We start from the raw sequence: 16,788 nt of genomic DNA on the forward strand, positions 1-16,788 counted from the left end.
ACAATGTGCTCCCGTTTAGGTATTCTTCATTACATAGTATATGTAATAGAAGAATGGATACCCTGTAAGGTTATTGTTATAAGTATTAATGAACCTAACGTTACAGATATTTTTTAAGGATTCAACTTTTTATGCAGCGCAAATCCAATTTTCGTGATGTGTTTTACGTTTCTGATGGTACAGCGATTACTTCTGAAACACTTGGTCATGCGGTTTTGGGTCAATTTCCCATTGAGACCCGACAAACGACCCTTCCTTTCATCGAATCAGTCGATCGCGCCCTGAATGTGCAAAAACAGATCAACAAAATCCAGGCAGAAACAGGCATAAAGCCTTTGGTTTTTTACTCGGTTGTCATCCCGGAAGTGAAAGCTATCATCGAGCAGTGTTCGGCTAATCTCTACGACGTATTGAATGCGCTTGTCGAACCACTCAAGCATGATCTCGATATGGAGCCGATGCCAAAACTACAACGCATGCACAGCATCAATAAAGATGCTGCCAGCTATCAGGATCGTATCGCCGCTATCGAGTATACCCTCGCCCATGATGACGGCGTTTCGCTGAATAATCTTGAGCAGGCTGATATCATCCTTCTCGGTGTGTCGCGGTGCGGCAAAACCCCGACCAGCCTGTATCTCGCCATGCAGTTCGGCATCCGAGCGGTTAACTACCCGTTCATCGCCGAAGACATGACGGGCCTAAAATTACCCCAAGCTATTGAACCTTTTCGCTATAAAACTTACGGCCTTACCATCGAAACAGGACGGCTGGTTGCGATCCGAAACGGGCGCTATGCAAACAGTGATTATGCCAGCCAGCAACAATGCGAGTCGGAGCTAAATAAAGTCGAAAGTATGTTCCGACGAGAAGCAATTCCATACCTCAATACGACCTCTTTGTCGGTGGAAGAAATCTCGACTCGGTTACTCGATATGAGCGGTCTGAAACGACGAATGTGCTAATGAGAAACATTTTAATCTGTGCGAAATAACAGCGTAATTCAGTCACTATTTTCTGTTTGGATCGAAGTGTTGAGAAAGCTTGCCGTCTCTATATGGCGAGCTTGCCTCACTCCTCACTTCATCTTTGTTCCAATGACTCAAATAGGATAAAAAACGAGCCAATTTTCACTTCTTACCTATGTCTCATCATATTTTCTCACTCTTGAGAGATTAATTAAGCCTAATATTCAGTCACTTATTAAAAACTCAATTTTCTCCCTGTGATTCATCAAAAAATCACCAATTCTTGCAATATGCTTACTTTGAGCTTCACAAATAATTACAACAGAGGTTCCTAACATGATTAGGCCAGCGCTAACAATTATTGCTGTTATGTATATTACAGGATGTGGTGGAGACAGCTATTCAGAGCAAGACTTGACACCCGAAAGTGAACTTGGCGGTCCGTCTCAAGTGGACATTGATTTCGTCAATACAGCAAGCAAGTCCGTCGACTACTTTGTTAAACAAACTGGCAGTGCTGATCCCCTGTTTGAAAGCGCAACGAAAGTTGCTACCAACAACGATACGGAAATGGCCCGCCATACAATAAGCTGGACAACACCGACTCCTTTGATGCTCGATATTGGTATTTGGGATACCAATACTCAATCAGAGACAGGGGAATCGTTAGAAGTCATGCTAAGCCGTTCAGACAAACTTTGGGCAATCGCTTGGCCCGACAATGACGAGCTGGTTCTTTCTACCGTCAAACAGCAACCTTCCAATCAAGAAGGCAAATACAGCGTACGAATATTCAGCCATACAAATACGCGAGTACAGGTAATCTCGACGGCTATATCTTCGATTGAAGCTCAAAAAGGTCAAATAACCCCATACATGACTATTGAAAATTGTAGCGGTGAGTTATTTTTTGCAACCGAAACTATAAGCTTATGCAGTTTAGATCCGGGGAAGTCTTATTTACTGGTCACCGATGGTGAAAACCTGCTAGTAGCAGCAGAAGAAAAATAATAATTATAAAAAAACAATAATAATTTGGGGATTATAACAATAAATAATAAAAATGAGCGCTATTACAGTGGTAACACTGTTTCGTAAACGCAAGGAAAGCCTACAACCAATAATAGATGTGTTTGTTCTTTAGAGTTCTATTGTGCTTTGGCACTTTGTGCCACCGATGGGGAAAATGAACTCTGTTGATCGGTCTACCTGATCAGGACAAGCCCAATCAATGCGTAGGCAGCGGTGGCAAAAGCCCCGGCATGATTTTCATGCCGGGGCTTTCATTTTTTAAAACAGTTATTTAGCAGTTGCAGCAACTAGCTGTTCTTCATCTGATTTCTTCAGGAAGGCATAAGTTGCACCTGTCACGAAAGTACCGGCAGCAATAGCAACCAGATACATCAGTACCGGCGTTATAGCATTAGGGATGAACAGAACAAACAAACCGCCGTGTGGTGCCATCAGTTTTGCACCGAACAGCATTGATAGTGCACCAGTTAGCGCACCGCCCGCCATACAGCTTGGGATAACACGCATTGGATCACGCGCTGCAAACGGTATTGCGCCTTCGGAGATAAAGCACAGACCCAAGACAAAAGATGCTTTGCCGGCTTCAGTCTCACTGGCATTAAACTTCCGCTTAGCTAAGAACGTAGCCAGTCCCATGCCCAGCGCCGGTACCATACCTGCTGCCATAATTGCAGCCATAGGCGCATAAGTCTGGGAAGCCAACAAGCCAACACCGAATGTATAGGCTGCTTTGTTAACAGGGCCCCCGAGATCGAAACACATCATGCTACCAAGAATAATACCCAGCAGTACCGCGTTGGCAGAGCCCATATTATTCAGGAAGTCAGTCAGACCAGTCATTGCCGCAGATACCGGACCACCTACAACATAGATCATGATAAGACCGGTAACCAAGCTTGATAGCAATGGAATGATCAAAATCGGTTTCAACGCTTCCATTGACTGAGGCAGCTTGAGGTTATCAGCAATGAACTTGGCACTGTAACCGGCAAGGAAACCCGCAACGATACCACCGAGGAAGCCTGCACCAGTCGAGCTTGCCAGCATACCGCCAATCAGACCCGGAGCAAGACCCGGACGATCTGCAATCGAGAATGCAATGAAACCTGCCAATACCGGTACCATCAAGGCAAACGCCGAGCCACCACCGATAGTCATTAGCGCGGCTGCCAAGGTGCCCTCTTCTTTAAAGGCCTCGATACCAAAAACAAACGACAGCGCAATGGCCAAACCACCTGCAACAACAAGCGGTAGCATATGAGAAACGCCTGTCATCAGATGCTTATAGGCTCCGGTCTTTTCCTGTGCCTGCCCGGCGCCTGCAGAAGCTCCGCCTTCGTGCTTATAAATAGTGGCAGTGGAAAACGCCTTATCCAGTTCCTGTGTTGTTTTCTTCAATGCCAGACCGGTACTGGTTTTATACAGTTTCTTGCCGTCAAAACGAGACAGGTCGACTTCAATATCAGCCGCAATCACAACCAAGTCAGCCGCTGCAATTTCTTCTGCAGTGAGCTGGTTTTTCGCGCCAACAGAGCCACGAGTTTCAACCTTGATAGTATGCCCTTGGCGTTTGCCTTCACCTTCCAGCGCTTCTGCCGCCATGAATGTGTGTGCTACACCTGTTGGGCAAGCGGTGATCGCAACGATTTTCTTAGAGACGGTTTTCTCCGCTGCGGATGGCACACTAGCAGACGCAACAGCCTGAACATTAGTCAAAACTTTCGCCTGCGCAATTGCTTGCTCAAGATAAGTTTTCGGTGCGGCGAGGCAAGCATCAATACCTGACTGATAGACCTTTTTGCCTTTAAAGCGGGTTGTATCAACAGCCGTGTTTGCTGCGATGACAATACAGTCCGCTTCTTTGATCTGTGTATCGGTTAGTGTTTTAACCGGCATGACTGTCGACTGGCATTCAATATTGGCCGTCATTTTGAGTTCTGCTGCGGCTTTTTCCATTAAGCCTGCGGCAATAACACTGTTTGCAATACCACTAGGGCAAGCTGTTACAACTGCAATTTTCATCATGATACCCTCTGTTCCATGTTCGCATTCACGTCGCTATGTAATAATTGGACACTTTCTTTTACCATCAGTACCGCATCGAGATCGTCAACTCCGACGCCTACTTGGCTCACCGCCAATGCTGATAGTGCTGTGGCAAAACCCAGTGTCTCTTGTTTATTCCAGTTATTGAGTTGCCCCCAGCACAGACCCGCGACTAACGTGTCACCTGCACCAACAGTACTCACAACATTCATTTTCGGCGGCTGAGAACCAAGCCAACCATTGCTATCTAGCCACATCACACCTTCCGCACCTAACGAGACCACAACATTCGCAACCCCCTTCTGTGCCAGCTGCTCTGCAACTTCTGTTAAATCTTGCTTTGACAACAGTTCACGCCCTGCCCAATCTGAAAGCTCTTCGTCATTAGGCTTAACCAACCATGGTGCTGCATTGAGACCAGCAGTTAGTGCGGCCTTGCTACTGTCAAAAAACACATGCTTACCACGCTCTTGTAGCTGGGTAACCCAACTAGCACAAAGCTCCGGACTGATCCCCTGCGGCAAGCTACCCGCAATCACAAACACATCGTGGCTTTCCGCCAAAGCAAAAAGTGTTTGTTCGAACTGCTGAATATCCTGATCGGAAACAGCTACGCCGGGGAAATTGATGTCACTGACCTGCCCGCTCATCTCGACCAGCTTCACGTTAATACGGCTGGCACCGTTGACCCGGATAAACTGATCAGTAACCCCCAAAGTTTCAAACAATTGACAAAACGGTTCCTGGTTATCAGCCCCAAGCAAACCGGTAACGGTTACATCTGCCCCCAGTTCAGCCAGCACCTTGGCAACGTTCACCCCTTTGCCAGCAGGATGGAGGCTTCCTTTTTCAACCAAGTTCACCGTACCTGCCGTTAACAAATCTAGGTTACCGGTCAAATCCAGTGCCGGATTCAAGGTGACTGTCACGACTTTCGGCTTATTGCTGTTGGCCTTCACGTTAAGATCATTCATCTCTTTATGAGCACTCATTACTTACCCTCACCCAGACCATCAGCAATGGCCTGTCCGATAGCCTCGAGTGCTGCATCGGCATCATCGCCCTGGGCCGTAAACTGTAGTTCGTGTCCTTGCTTTACACCGAGGGCTATGACTTTCATTAAGCTTTTTGCGTTCACTGCCTTACCATCACCATTGAGGTTAGAAACCAAAATATTTGAATCAAACTTCTTGGCAACACTCACCAGCATTGCCCCTGGACGGGCATGAAGGCCATGCGGGTTGCGTATCTTAAATACGTCGCTATTTCCTTCGATAAGTTCCTGAGTTAAAAGTAAAACAACCTTCTCTGCATCTGCGGTAAACAGCTTGTCTGCTTGTTGCTTGTATAAAAGCTGAGCCAGGTAGTTCATGTTGTTCAAGTGCGCGCCGTTACAGGCCGCCACCATCAACAGGCCTTTAACCGCTTTGCCCTGCTCTTCAAATACCTCAGCAGGTGTAACAAAAGCCAGCGCAGTCTTGCTCACCTCTTTATCTGTCTTGGCCAACCACAAGCCCTGTCCAAGGTAGCTAGCACCAGTCGCGATGGCATCAGCAACACTGTTGTTACCGGCAGCCTGTCGGTTCTTTATCAACCCGGCAGCAACTGCTGTCAGTTGAATTAAGTCCGTCGCCGGAAAGGCTAATTGAACTAACCCAGCATCTAGCTCAGCTTCAATCTGTTCCTCACCGTTCAAAATCGCAATCAAGCCATCGGCACTGTCACAATGCTTGAGTTTTTCTTCCACGCCGTCAGCTGAGAGTACTTTGGTCAGTTGCTTAAGGATCCCGAGATGCTCATCCGACTTAGCAGCAATGCCAATCGCTAGATACGCCGTTTTACCGTCTCCCCAATCCACACCTTGCGGAAAATGGTGAACCCGCACACCTGTTTGTTTGACCAAATCACGGGTGTCTGTTGTACCGTGAGGAATGGCAATACCATTTCCCAGAAACGTTGAGTTTTGCGCTTCCCTATTCAGCATGCCGTTGACATAGCCGCTTTCAACCAAGCCTTGCTGCTCCAAACCCGCAGCCAATGCCTTGATAGCTTGTTGTTTGTCAGCTGCCGCTTGCTTTAGCTGAATATCGTTATTTGATAGTGACAACATGTACTCACTCCAGTATTCGTTTGACTTGGCGAAAACCCCCTTTCGCCCTATCTACACGTCTTTAATTCTAGTAAACACCCGCAAAAGCTGAAACGTTTCAGCTTTTGCTGAAAATAAAAGCTTCAGCAGAACTCTGGGAAATTTAGATAGCTTTGCTGAAACCTTTCAGCTGACATGCTGAATGGTTTCAGCTAATATTGCAATTGTTCTGTGTCAGATCATTTGCGAATATATGATCAGGCGCACAAATTCTACTCAAGACTAAGAATCAATAATGAAGTTAGACGAAATAGCCAAGCTAGCTGGCGTGTCAAGAACGACGGCAAGCTATGTCATCAACGGCAAAGCAACAAAGTACCGGATCAGTGAAAAGACACAGCAAAAAGTAATGGCTGTGGTTAATAAGTTTAACTTCCGGCCGGATCATGCAGCCACCTCACTGCGTGCCGGAAGCAGCCGGTCTTTTGGCCTTATCATTCCCGACCTTGAGAACAGCAGTTATGCGAAGCTCGCAAAATTACTGGAGCGAGATGCCCGTAAAGCGGGCTACCAGCTGATCATTTCCTGTTCTGACGATGATATTGAAACAGAAATGAAAGTGGCAGAAACGTTATTAAGCAGACGAATCGATGCTTTGCTAGTTGCGAGTGCCCTACCGGGCGATCATACCTTCTATAAAAAGATCCAGGCCAGTGGCGTGCCTGTCATAGCCATTGACCGAGCGTTAGATGACGAAGAGTTTGCCAGTGTGATCAGCGAAGATTTGGAAGGTGCTTTCGAGTTAACACAAAGTCTGCTGGCAAAAAACATCAGCAGTATTGGCCTTGTCGGCGCGGTCCCGGATTTAGGGGTCTCAAAAGAGCGTGAACAAGGTTTCTATTCAGCCATTCATACCCAGCACCAGAGCCTTGAAACACTGGTCACCTATGGCGATCATTTCAGCCAACAGCAAGGCCAACAACAAGTCCAGCAATGGATTGATGACAACACCCTGCCCGATGCCATACTGGCGACATCATATACCCTATTCGAGGGGATTTTAGACTGCCTGTTAGCCAATCCCGAATTAATGAAAAAAACGCACCTTGCCACCTTTGGTGATAACCGCCTGCTGGATTTCCTGCCAATCAAAATTCAGTCTTTGCCACAGCAGTTTGAGTTAATTGCCGACAATGCACTGGAGCTAGCGCTCAATGCCGCAGCCGGACGCTACCGGACTGGAGTTGAAGTGGTGCCACGTAAAATTAAGCGCCGTTAATTAAATGTCGACCTTTAAGTGGATAAAAAAAGCCCCTAAAAAGGGGCTTATTTATACACAATGACTAGTTAGTAATTAACGAATAGATATCTAGTGGCTAATTTTGAAAGAACCGACATGACGGTCTAACGTTTGGGCTAGCTCTGCTAAAGTCTGGCTGGATCGTTCTAGTTCTTGGCTGGCTGTTAGCCCAACTTTGACCGAGCTATCCACTGTATCCATATTAATGTTAATTTCATTGGCAACACTCGATTGCTCCTCGGTTGCAGTAGCAACTTGCGTATTCAAATCAAGTATCGCCGTGACCTGTGCTGAAATTAACTCAAGAGCGTGCTGAGCTTTTTCCGTTGCCTGAGAGCCTTCTACAGTTAATGATTTACTACTGTCCATCGCATCAACAGCATTTTTGGCTTCATGCTGTAACTGGTCAATCATGGTTTGAATTTCATTGGTTGACTGTGCTGTTTTAGTCGCCAGGTTTCTTACCTCATCCGCAACGACAGCAAAACCTCGACCGGCCTCACCAGCACGTGCAGCCTCGATGGCAGCATTAAGTGCCAACAGGTTAGTTTGCTCTGAAATACCTCGAATCACTTCAAGAATAGAGCCAATAGACTGTGTTCTGTCGGCAAGAGAAGTTATCACCCCGGCCATATCATTCATTTGGGTGGCAAGATCAGTAATTGTGCTGGTTGCTTCTTGTAATATCCTTTGCCCTTCCTGAGTTTCGATATTGGCATTCTCAGCAGACTCTGCCGCACCAGCAGCATTTTGTGAAATCTCACCAATAGTTGCGATCATTTCATTCATCGAAGTGACAACCAATAAAGATTGCTCGCTTTGCTCGTGGCCTCGCGTTAGTGCTTGCTGAGACTGGCTCCGAAGCTCTGTTGCCGAATGGCCTAGGTCAACACCTGTATTGACCACCTGAGCAATGATCTCATTGATTTTTCCAACAAAAATATTGAAAGCAGTCGAAATGTGGGCAATTTCATCGTTACCACGTACCGGTAATCGGATAGTAAGATCACCATCACCTTTCGAAATGTTTTCTAGCGCATGCTGTAATCCTGATAACGGTCTTAACAACTTGCCCAGCAGCCACATAAGAACAATACCGCAGATAAAGAAGATACTTAAAATGACAACAAGCTGAGTTATCACAATACCTTTCGCCGCATCACTGACTTCAGTGATAGGAATACCGATATCAAAAGTACCGTACAATTCACCGTTGACATAAATTGGAGACAGAATGTCGTATACCCAGACATCTTGTACATCGGCATACCACTTGGAATATTGTGGTTTTCCTCTTGTTGCGCCATCTACGGTATAGCTATCGTCATATATTTTATTTAACTTTTCAGTGTCACTGTGGGCAACAGCCTGAACATTCTTGTTTATTACGATTGCGTAACTAATATCTGAGCGACTTTTAAGCGACTGGACCATTTTTTGTAAATCATCCAATGGCTGCGAAGATGTACTCAAAACATATTCCACATTTTTGGCAAGCAATTCAGCTTGTGCCTGGGACTTTTTCAAAATGATCTTATCGATTTCTTGATGAGATATATAAGATGTCGAAGAGATACTTGTTATTGCAGCAATTGCAAACATTATGCAGACAACAATTAATATTATTTTTTTCATAAACACGTACCTTTATGCCATTTGCAGCAATAAACCTAACCAAATGAGATACAACAAACACTACCAAGGCTTAGCCAATAAAAATCACAAGGATTTTATTCATGCCTCCTCAGCAATCCATCGCTGATTTCAGTTTCAGATAATACACAACAGGCTTAAACATAACTCTTACGCATAGCGAAAAGGTTGATATAGCTCTCTGTAAAAGCATCAACAAGCTGTATATACCCCAAAAGCAATCATGTATTCGATTACAACTTAAGCACTTCTCTACTGTTTTCTTCAACGTAAATATACATACAACGAGATAATTTGGCCGATATCTGCTTTTTCCACCCGAAGACGGCTAACTATCTAGTCATAATTACGGCATACAATCTCAGTCTATTTTGCTGCAAAATAAAGCCATAACAAGATATTCACCAAATCAATGTTAACCGTTGCAGTTGATAATCTGATATCTGCCCAGCTTTTTAACATCTGTTGCGATTATTTTTTTCTTCTACGACCACTTGAGGCTATATGTAACACGTTGCCTACCAAATGTGTTTATTCACAGGAAATGAATAAAAAGCATTGGGTAACATCATCTAAAAATGCTCATAAAAGGAAAGAGCGAATGAACAAGAACTATAACATTACAGTTGTCAGTTGCCTCCTACCACTAGCGGCTCTTGCTGCTGGCATCAGTTCAACCGCAACTGCGAATACGTTGGCTACCTTTGACAAACCGAATATCCCAGTTAAATACATTGTAAAATTCAAAGACCAGCAGGAAAATGGGCTTTCGCTAAGAAGTGAAAGCGCTGAATTTTCAGGCGGTCGTGTCGCCCAGCGCTCACTGCTTGACCGCTTAAGTGCCGACAATATTGAAGAGTTTGGCACTGAATCTACCTATAGTGCTCAACTAGATAAAGAAGCAATACAAGCATTGCAAAACAACCCTGAGATTGACTATGTTGAAGTTGATCCTCCTCGGCACCTGCTCTCGCAGAGCCTGCCATGGGGACAAACGTTTGTGGGTGCAACGCTGCTTGATGACAGCAATGCCGGTAACCGCACCGTGTGTATCATTGATTCAGGCTACGATCTTGCACACAACGATCTCAGCGGTAACCAGGTAAACGGTACCAATGACAGTGGCACTGGCAGCTGGTCTTCGCCTGGCCGACATAACGCTCACGGTACACACGTTGCCGGTACTATAGCGGCTATTTCCAACACTGAAGGTGTGGTGGGTGTATTACCCAACCAAAATGTGAATTTGCACATCGTGAAGGTTTTCAACGAATCAGGTTGGGGCTACTCCTCTGGCCTAGTTAAAGCCATCGATACCTGTGTTGCCAATAACGCCAATGTAATCAATATGAGCTTAGGTGGCAGTAACTCTAGCCGAACTGAAGAAGCGGCGCTAAAAACCCATTACGACAACGGTGTGCTGTTAATTGCCGCTGCAGGTAATGACGGAAATACTGCTCATAGCTATCCGGCTTCATATGACTCGGTCATGTCTGTTGCCGCCGTCGATAACCAAAAACATCATGCTGATTTCTCTCAAGCCACCAATCAGGTTGAAATTGCAGCGCCGGGTGAGGCCATTCTATCGACTGTCACATTAGGTGAAGGCCGCCTTGCCGATATTACCTTAGCAGGACAGAGTTACTTCAATCGCGGCGTTGTTCCTCATAACCGTTTAGTAAATATAAATGGTAACTATGAACCAACACCTGTTCCCGGCTCTGTTACCGCCCAGCTTGCTCGTTGCGATACCTCATCCGGGGTCTATAACTGTAGCAATATGGCCGGAAAAGTCTGTTTGACTGAACGTATTGGCAACCAGCAATCAGGCGTCTACCCTGAAGTTGATGCAGTCAAAGCTTGTTATAATGCCGGTGCATCCGCCGCTATCGTTTACAGTAATACTGAGCTTGCGGGCCTGCAAAACCCATTCCTTGTTGATACGAACGGCAGCTACAACCTTGTTTCGGTATCTGTCGATCGCGCCCTTGGTTTGGAACTGGCAAATTCCGTCGGTCAGACAATAACTGTCGATAGTTCTATCAATCAAGACTACGAATACTATAACGGTACATCCATGGCGACTCCGCACGTGACAGGTGTTGCGGCATTGGTTTGGAGCTATCACCCTCAGTGTTCAGCCAGTCAGCTTCGTAAGGCGATCAAAGCGACAGCAGAAGACATCGATGTGGCAGGTCGTGATAACCGAACCGGCTTTGGTCTAATCAATGCGGTATCAGCCAAAGAGTATCTAGATGCAGGGTGTAATGGTCCTGACGGAAATGGCTCAGGGGCTGAGAGTTTTGAAAATACTCAGGCAACCGCAATTCCAGATAACTCCCGTTACGGTATAACCAGTGAAATTAACGTAACACGCACCGGTGATGCAGGTGTACTGACAGTTGATCTTAACGTTACTCATACCTACATCGGTGACCTTAATGTTAAATTGATTTCCCCAACAGGTGAAAGTGTCGTACTGCACAACAACAGCGGCAGCTCAAGCAATAACATCCTTAAATCATATACGGTTGACTATACTGGTATCGAATCCAAGGGGACTTGGCAGCTTAAAGTCTATGATAATGCTCGTCGTGATACGGGGACACTAAATAGCTGGCGTATCAACTTTAAATAAGGTTGGCATATGCAAAAAAAACATGCTTCACGGTTATATTCGGGAATAAAGCCTATCTGCGGGTTAGCAACTGGCTTAGCGCTATTATCAAGCATTCCGGTTCAGGCCTATAACATTGGTATGCCTGCTCCTGATTCTGATAAGCAGGTAGAGCAAAGTAAGGAAAGTAGCCAAGCAAGCTATTACCTGAAATATAAACCCGCTATGGAAGAACAAGCGAGGTCTTTAGTAACCCAAATGGGAGGGACAATCACTGACTCGATGCCAGAACGACATATCTTAATTGTCACGCTTAACAAAGCAGACATAGAAAATATCGATTATGATCGCGCAAATTATCGTCACATCATCGAGTATGTTGAAATAAACCCACAGCGGCAATTACTAGAGAAGAAAACCAGTTTGTCTTACTAAGAAGCAATAATGGTGAGGTAGTTAGTAAAGCATTGTGATATTTCATACGCAATATTGACACCTCACCCCATTAAGGGAGAAGGTTATTACTTCTCCCTTTCTATTCCCTAGCTGGCTAAGAAAACAACAGTGAAACTCTGGTAAATGGTATTTAGCCCTTCTCTTATAAATCCGGGTTCATAACCTATCTGACGTATAAGTCTCAGTTTCGAATAATTGCCCTCATATCAATGTAACTGTTCATGTTTTTTGAGCTAACATGCTGCTTGGACTATTCAGTGATGGTGGTTAGCCAAGTATGATTCAGGCAGTCGCAGTTAAATACCTCTGCAAAGGATTATTTGTCGTTGAGCTAGAAAACGCCAAAGGACGGTTACGTGTCAGCAAGCCGGGTAGAATCCACTCTAGTGACTTAATTAATAAGATCAAAGCCAACGGCATAAAAACAGTTTGGGTTGACTTCGAACAGTCAGACTTGAACCGCTATGTACCTGACATCAATCAGCGCAACCCGAAACCATCAAAAAGCATATCGATGGAAGTAGAGCGCAAGCGTGCTGAGTCTATCTTAGTTAAATCAAAGGATTTACTGAGCAAGGCCATCGACAGCCTGTATGAGGGGAAAAACATTGATATTGCCCCCATCGCCGATCTGTCGGAAAGTATTGTCGATTCTATTCGCTGTAACCCTGACGCCATCCACTGTGTCGCTGCACTGCGAAATAAAGACAGCTATTTGCTAGAGCACTCCCTAAACGTTGCTTTCCTGATGGTGAGCTTTGGGCGGCACTTAGGTTTAAATCAACAGGTGCTCAAACAGTTGGCCATTGGCGGGCTATTACACGATATAGGCAAAACCCAGGTCAAACTTGAGGTACTCAATAAACCTGCTCGATTAACACCTGAAGAGTTTGAACATATGAAATTACACCAAGTGCTCTCTGAACCAATATTAGATAGCATTCCGGGGCTTTCAGATATGAGTCGTCAGGTAAGCCTCCTCCACCATGAAAAGCTTGATGGAAGCGGTTATCCTAAGGGGTTGTATGGTGATGAAATATCACTGGTCGGTAGAATGAGCGCCATTGTCGATATTTATGATGCTTTAACCGCGACCCGCTGCTACAAAGAATCAATGAGCCCTGCCGCAGCATTTAAAATTCTCAAATCTATGACACCTTATCAATTAGATACTGACTTACTGAATGAATTCATTCGTGATGTCGGCGTCTATCCGGTGGGCTCACTGGTTGAATTGTCCGATGGGCGTGTAGGTTTAGTATGGGAGTCCAATGAAGCATCCTTTCTACAACCCATCGTAAAATGCTTCTATTCAATAAAATACGGCCGCTATACAGAAGTAGATATGGTCAATCTCGCGGAAAGAAAACAGCTTGCCATTGAGCGAGGGTTAAGTCCGGGAAAGGAGAATATAGACCCTACGCCCTACCGTTAACGGCAACTGACTATTTTCACCGATAATGCCTACGACAAAAAAGTCATTTCGACAATATCGTCATTTCGGCACTAGATAATACCGGGTTAGAACATAAGAGAGAAACCAACGAATAAAATATAAACAAAATAAAAGGTACTCTCAAATATCACAATTCAGATGTGAAATTTTAATGTGCATATTTATTATGCTACATTATGCTACATTATGCTTGCATAAAGTTTATATACTTTCACCGTCCCCTTAAATCACCTCTAATTTAAATAATATATGCAGCCATAAGCTCAGGTGAATAAACCAAAAGTAATGAATGTTTCGCGCGCAGAAAAATCGATTTAAACAACACGTCAGAACACTAAAGGCACCGGCAGGAAAGTTATAATTATCAACATCATACAACAAAATCATTAAAACCAACTTGCATAAAAAACAAAAAATAAGGGATAGTGAGTCATATAAATGTCTATTCAAAGTATAGAATATGATTCCAATGTAAACCCTACTCCCCTTTTATCACTCGATTAGTGTAAAGACTCCATTACAGTTTAAACTGTAAATTTTCCCTATACGGTATGACATCCTTTTTTGCAGTGATATTATCTGCATCGATTTTTACTTAATCATTTTAAAAGTGAAGCTCTTCCATTGTGAGCGTTGTGGCTCACCACACACAATATATAACAGCGGGTATTAAGGTTTAATATGTATAAAGATTTATCTATAGGGAAAAAGTTCGCTGCAATATTTGCGGTTATTTCATTTGTGATTGTTGCCTTTGGTGCTTATCTTCTAAGCGAATTGAAAGTTGTTCAGGATGGGATTACAACCTTTGATGAAATAGCCCTTCCTGGTGTTATATTAAGCAGCGACATTCAGTATGACGTTAATACTGTGCGCCGCACACAATATGCCCTTTTAACTTACAGCTCTGTACAGAAAAGGAAGGCGAGTATACAAACAACGATTGAGAGGAATGAAAAAATAGAGCGGGCTTTTTCTGAGTATCAGAAAACAATAACCGCCGAAGAAGATAGAGTACAATTTAACAAAGTTAAAAAAGCATGGGCTAACTATCAAACCGTCTTGGCTAGCTTTAATAAAGCTGTCTCTGATAACCGGATTGATGATGCACAGCCGATTCTTGTTGGCTCGCTGGAAGAGTATGAGCAGTTGCAATCTCAGATCGATACCTTGAGGCAGATGAATGTTGGCTTTGTTGATTTGAGCAGTAAAGAGATGATCGCAAGTACTGATAGCATGGAAACATTAACTATAGGTTGCATTATCGGTCTTGTTATTTTCATGGTATTGATCAATCTGTTCCTGACCCGCCAAATTTGCGTTCCACTCAATCAGGTTATGACTTTATCCGCAGAAATTGCATCAGGAAACCTGACACACAGACTCAATCGTGAAGTCATCGGGAATGATGAGCTTGGTATGCTAGCGGACTCTAGCACTAAGATGCAGGATAAACTACGCCAATTGGTTGAAGATATCATTGCAGCTGTGACGCAGCTGAATACTGCAGTCGAAGAAGTTAGCGCCATATCTGAGCAGTCATCTCAGGGCATGAAACAGCAACAAGACGAAATTACGATGGTCGCAACGGCAATGGATCAGATGAAAGCGACAGTCGCCGATGTAGCCAATAATACTGAAGAGGCTTCAGGTGCTGCGACATCAGCCAGTAATGAGTCCAAGCAAGGTAGTGAAGAAGTACAGCAAAGTGTCGATTCTATTTTGAAGGTTTCTGACGAAATTCAGAACGCGGGAACATTGGTACATCAACTAGAACAGGAATCAGCCAACATTAGTATGGTGGTTGATGTTATTCGTGATATCGCAGATCAAACAAACCTTCTGGCCCTAAACGCAGCAATTGAAGCCGCACGAGCAGGTGACCAAGGTCGAGGTTTTGCTGTCGTCGCTGATGAAGTCCGCACTCTCGCAGGACGCACACAAGACTCGACGGGCGAAATTGTTTCTATTATTAATAAGCTACAAAAAAGTGCCCACGAAGCGAAAGAAGCCACCAGCCAAAGCTGCAATATGATCACCCTTAGTGTGGAACAGGGACAGCAGACCGGTATCAAAATCAACTCCATTGAGGATAATGTTTCCAAGATTGCCGAAATGAGCATGCACATTGCCAGTGCATGTAGCGAGCAGGATTCAGTAGCTGAAGAGTTAGGCCGCAATATCGAAAATATTAACCTTTCGTCAACCGAAGTTGCCGAAGGGGCGAATCAAACAGCCCAAGCCTGTATCGAATTGAGCCAATTAGCGGCTAATTTGCAAACAACAATGAGATATTTCCGGGTAGTTTAAAATATCACATCACTACAGTTCATTTTGGGATGAACTGTAGTGATTTTTGAGAGGCACAGATATCAATGGCTATAACCATGACTCATGATTCTGGCGGTGATAACAGTGCTGACATGGCGGCTTGATAGGTAGCTTCGAGAGATCCCCGAGAAAATGCGGTGACGCCGAGATCCTTCAGAACGCCATTGTCGGTCCCGTATACCAAGCCATGAATAGTGATGTCCTGACCACGCTCCCAAGCTTGCTGCATAATAGTAGAATTACCCAAGTTATTGACCTGTGTGACAACATTTATCTCACACATTTTATTATCCAACTCTTCGCGTGATAATGCCCCCAGGACACTTTGATGTTTTAAGCGTAGATCACGAATATGCAATAGCCAGTTATTGATCAGCCCCAATGGCGGATTTTCAATAGCAGCCGTTACCCCTTTGCAACCGTAATGGCCACAAATAATAATATGCTTGACCTTCAGCACATCAACGGCATATTGAACCACTGACAAGCAGTTCAAGTCAGTATGGACGACCTGGTTGGCAACATTACGATGAACAAACAGTTCTCCGGAACCCAAACCGGTAAGAAGCTCTGCAGGAACTCGGCTATCAGAGCAACCAATCCAGAGATATTCCGGATATTGTGTTTCTGCCAGATGAGAAAAAAACTCTGGCCTTTCTTCCTTAATGCTCTCCGACCAAGAGAGATTATTTGCAAATAACTGCTTTATATCTGTCATAATAACGCCCTATATACACAAACCGGACTGATAGCGAATCGAATGAGTTGTAAATTTTCTAACATCAATACGGCTAACCATGGTAACTGAGTTCAACGTAAATAAAAAATGTACGCTGTTTG

General features: G+C 44.4%; 12 protein-coding genes. 7 read left to right on the forward strand and 5 right to left on the reverse strand.

From position 1 onward, the window contains the following. Positions 1-131: 131 nt before the first annotated feature. Positions 132-965, forward strand: a complete 834-nt coding sequence (gene ppsR / locus EDI28_RS05215; RefSeq protein WP_128782743.1) for a posphoenolpyruvate synthetase regulatory kinase/phosphorylase PpsR — start codon at positions 132-134, stop codon at positions 963-965. A gap of 339 nt (positions 966-1,304) precedes the next feature. Further along, positions 1,305-1,979: a hypothetical protein gene (locus EDI28_RS05220; RefSeq protein ID WP_128782744.1), complete on the forward strand. Its 675-nt coding sequence runs from the start codon at positions 1,305-1,307 to the stop codon at positions 1,977-1,979. 288 nt (positions 1,980-2,267) lie between these two features. Here EDI28_RS05220 and fruA read toward each other — a convergent pair whose 3' ends face one another. Genes fruA through fruB form a run of 3 tightly spaced genes read right to left on the reverse strand, consistent with a single transcriptional unit; the run spans position 2,268 to position 6,156 of the window. Further along, positions 2,268-4,022 (reverse strand): PTS fructose transporter subunit IIBC, encoded by a 1,755-nt coding sequence (fruA, locus tag EDI28_RS05225; protein ID WP_128782997.1) that lies wholly within the window; start codon positions 4,020-4,022, stop codon positions 2,268-2,270. Continuing rightward, the gene (pfkB, locus tag EDI28_RS05230) at positions 4,022-5,038 is read right to left on the reverse strand and encodes a 1-phosphofructokinase (protein ID WP_438942779.1); all 1,017 of its coding nucleotides are present in this window, start codon (positions 5,036-5,038) and stop codon (positions 4,022-4,024) included. Before pfkB ends, fruA begins: the two co-directional genes overlap by 1 nt. Next, positions 5,038-6,156, reverse strand: coding sequence for a fused PTS fructose transporter subunit IIA/HPr protein (gene fruB / locus EDI28_RS05235; RefSeq protein WP_128782745.1), 1,119 nt, complete (start codon positions 6,154-6,156; stop codon positions 5,038-5,040). The genes pfkB and fruB overlap by 1 nt, the downstream gene beginning before the upstream one ends. 274 nt (positions 6,157-6,430) lie before the next feature. Here fruB and cra point away from each other — a divergent pair, with 274 nt between their 5' ends. After that, the gene (cra, locus tag EDI28_RS05240) at positions 6,431-7,414 is read left to right on the forward strand and encodes a catabolite repressor/activator (RefSeq protein WP_128782746.1); all 984 of its coding nucleotides are present in this window, start codon (positions 6,431-6,433) and stop codon (positions 7,412-7,414) included. Between the two features lie 90 nt (positions 7,415-7,504). Here cra and EDI28_RS05245 read toward each other — a convergent pair whose 3' ends face one another. Then, a complete protein-coding gene (locus EDI28_RS05245; protein ID WP_128782747.1) occupies positions 7,505-9,070 on the reverse strand; it encodes a methyl-accepting chemotaxis protein in 1,566 nt (521 codons plus the stop codon). Positions 9,071-9,689: 619 nt separating this feature from the next. Between EDI28_RS05245 and EDI28_RS05250 the strand changes: the two genes are divergently transcribed. The 4 genes from EDI28_RS05250 to EDI28_RS05265 all read left to right on the forward strand — a co-directional run bounded on the left by EDI28_RS05250 (position 9,690) and on the right by EDI28_RS05265 (position 15,927). Then, positions 9,690-11,726 (forward strand): S8 family serine peptidase, encoded by a 2,037-nt coding sequence (locus EDI28_RS05250; RefSeq protein WP_128782748.1) that lies wholly within the window; start codon positions 9,690-9,692, stop codon positions 11,724-11,726. A 9-nt stretch (positions 11,727-11,735) separates the two neighbouring features. Continuing rightward, a complete protein-coding gene (locus tag EDI28_RS05255) occupies positions 11,736-12,140 on the forward strand; it encodes a hypothetical protein (protein ID WP_128782749.1) in 405 nt (134 codons plus the stop codon). A gap of 298 nt (positions 12,141-12,438) precedes the next feature. Beyond that, positions 12,439-13,596 carry a cyclic di-GMP phosphodiesterase gene (locus EDI28_RS05260; protein WP_128782750.1) on the forward strand — a complete coding sequence of 386 codons (1,158 nt, stop codon included), beginning with the start codon at positions 12,439-12,441 and terminating at the stop codon, positions 13,594-13,596. A 702-nt stretch (positions 13,597-14,298) separates the two neighbouring features. Further along, on the forward strand, positions 14,299-15,927 hold the full coding sequence (locus EDI28_RS05265; RefSeq protein ID WP_128782751.1) for a methyl-accepting chemotaxis protein: 1,629 nt from the start codon (positions 14,299-14,301) through the stop codon (positions 15,925-15,927). Between the two features lie 82 nt (positions 15,928-16,009). Here EDI28_RS05265 and can read toward each other — a convergent pair whose 3' ends face one another. Next, positions 16,010-16,666, reverse strand: a complete 657-nt coding sequence (can, locus tag EDI28_RS05270; RefSeq protein ID WP_128782752.1) for a carbonate dehydratase — start codon at positions 16,664-16,666, stop codon at positions 16,010-16,012. Positions 16,667-16,788: the final 122 nt, after the last annotated feature.

Source organism: Photobacterium chitinilyticum (assembly GCF_004104355.1).
In the GTDB taxonomy this organism is placed as follows: domain Bacteria; phylum Pseudomonadota; class Gammaproteobacteria; order Enterobacterales; family Vibrionaceae; genus Photobacterium; species Photobacterium chitinilyticum.

Bases quoted from the DNA above. Each gene is read 5' to 3' on its own strand.
- ppsR (WP_128782743.1), top strand. From the start codon at position 132: ATGCAGCGCAAATCCAATTTTCGTGATGTGTTTTACGTTTCTGATGGT.
- pfkB (WP_438942779.1), bottom strand. From the start codon at position 5,038: ATGAGTGCTCATAAAGAGATGAATGATCTTAACGTGAAGGCCAACAGC.
- EDI28_RS05260 (WP_128782750.1), top strand. From the start codon at position 12,439: ATGATTCAGGCAGTCGCAGTTAAATACCTCTGCAAAGGATTATTTGTC.
- cra (WP_128782746.1), top strand. From the start codon at position 6,431: ATGAAGTTAGACGAAATAGCCAAGCTAGCTGGCGTGTCAAGAACGACG.
- can (WP_128782752.1), bottom strand. From the start codon at position 16,666: ATGACAGATATAAAGCAGTTATTTGCAAATAATCTCTCTTGGTCGGAG.
- EDI28_RS05245 (WP_128782747.1), bottom strand. From the start codon at position 9,070: ATGAAAAAAATAATATTAATTGTTGTCTGCATAATGTTTGCAATTGCT.
- EDI28_RS05220 (WP_128782744.1), top strand. From the start codon at position 1,305: ATGATTAGGCCAGCGCTAACAATTATTGCTGTTATGTATATTACAGGA.
- fruA (WP_128782997.1), bottom strand. From the start codon at position 4,022: ATGAAAATTGCAGTTGTAACAGCTTGCCCTAGTGGTATTGCAAACAGT.
- EDI28_RS05255 (WP_128782749.1), top strand. From the start codon at position 11,736: ATGCAAAAAAAACATGCTTCACGGTTATATTCGGGAATAAAGCCTATC.
- EDI28_RS05265 (WP_128782751.1), top strand. From the start codon at position 14,299: ATGTATAAAGATTTATCTATAGGGAAAAAGTTCGCTGCAATATTTGCG.
- EDI28_RS05250 (WP_128782748.1), top strand. From the start codon at position 9,690: ATGAACAAGAACTATAACATTACAGTTGTCAGTTGCCTCCTACCACTA.
- fruB (WP_128782745.1), bottom strand. From the start codon at position 6,156: ATGTTGTCACTATCAAATAACGATATTCAGCTAAAGCAAGCGGCAGCT.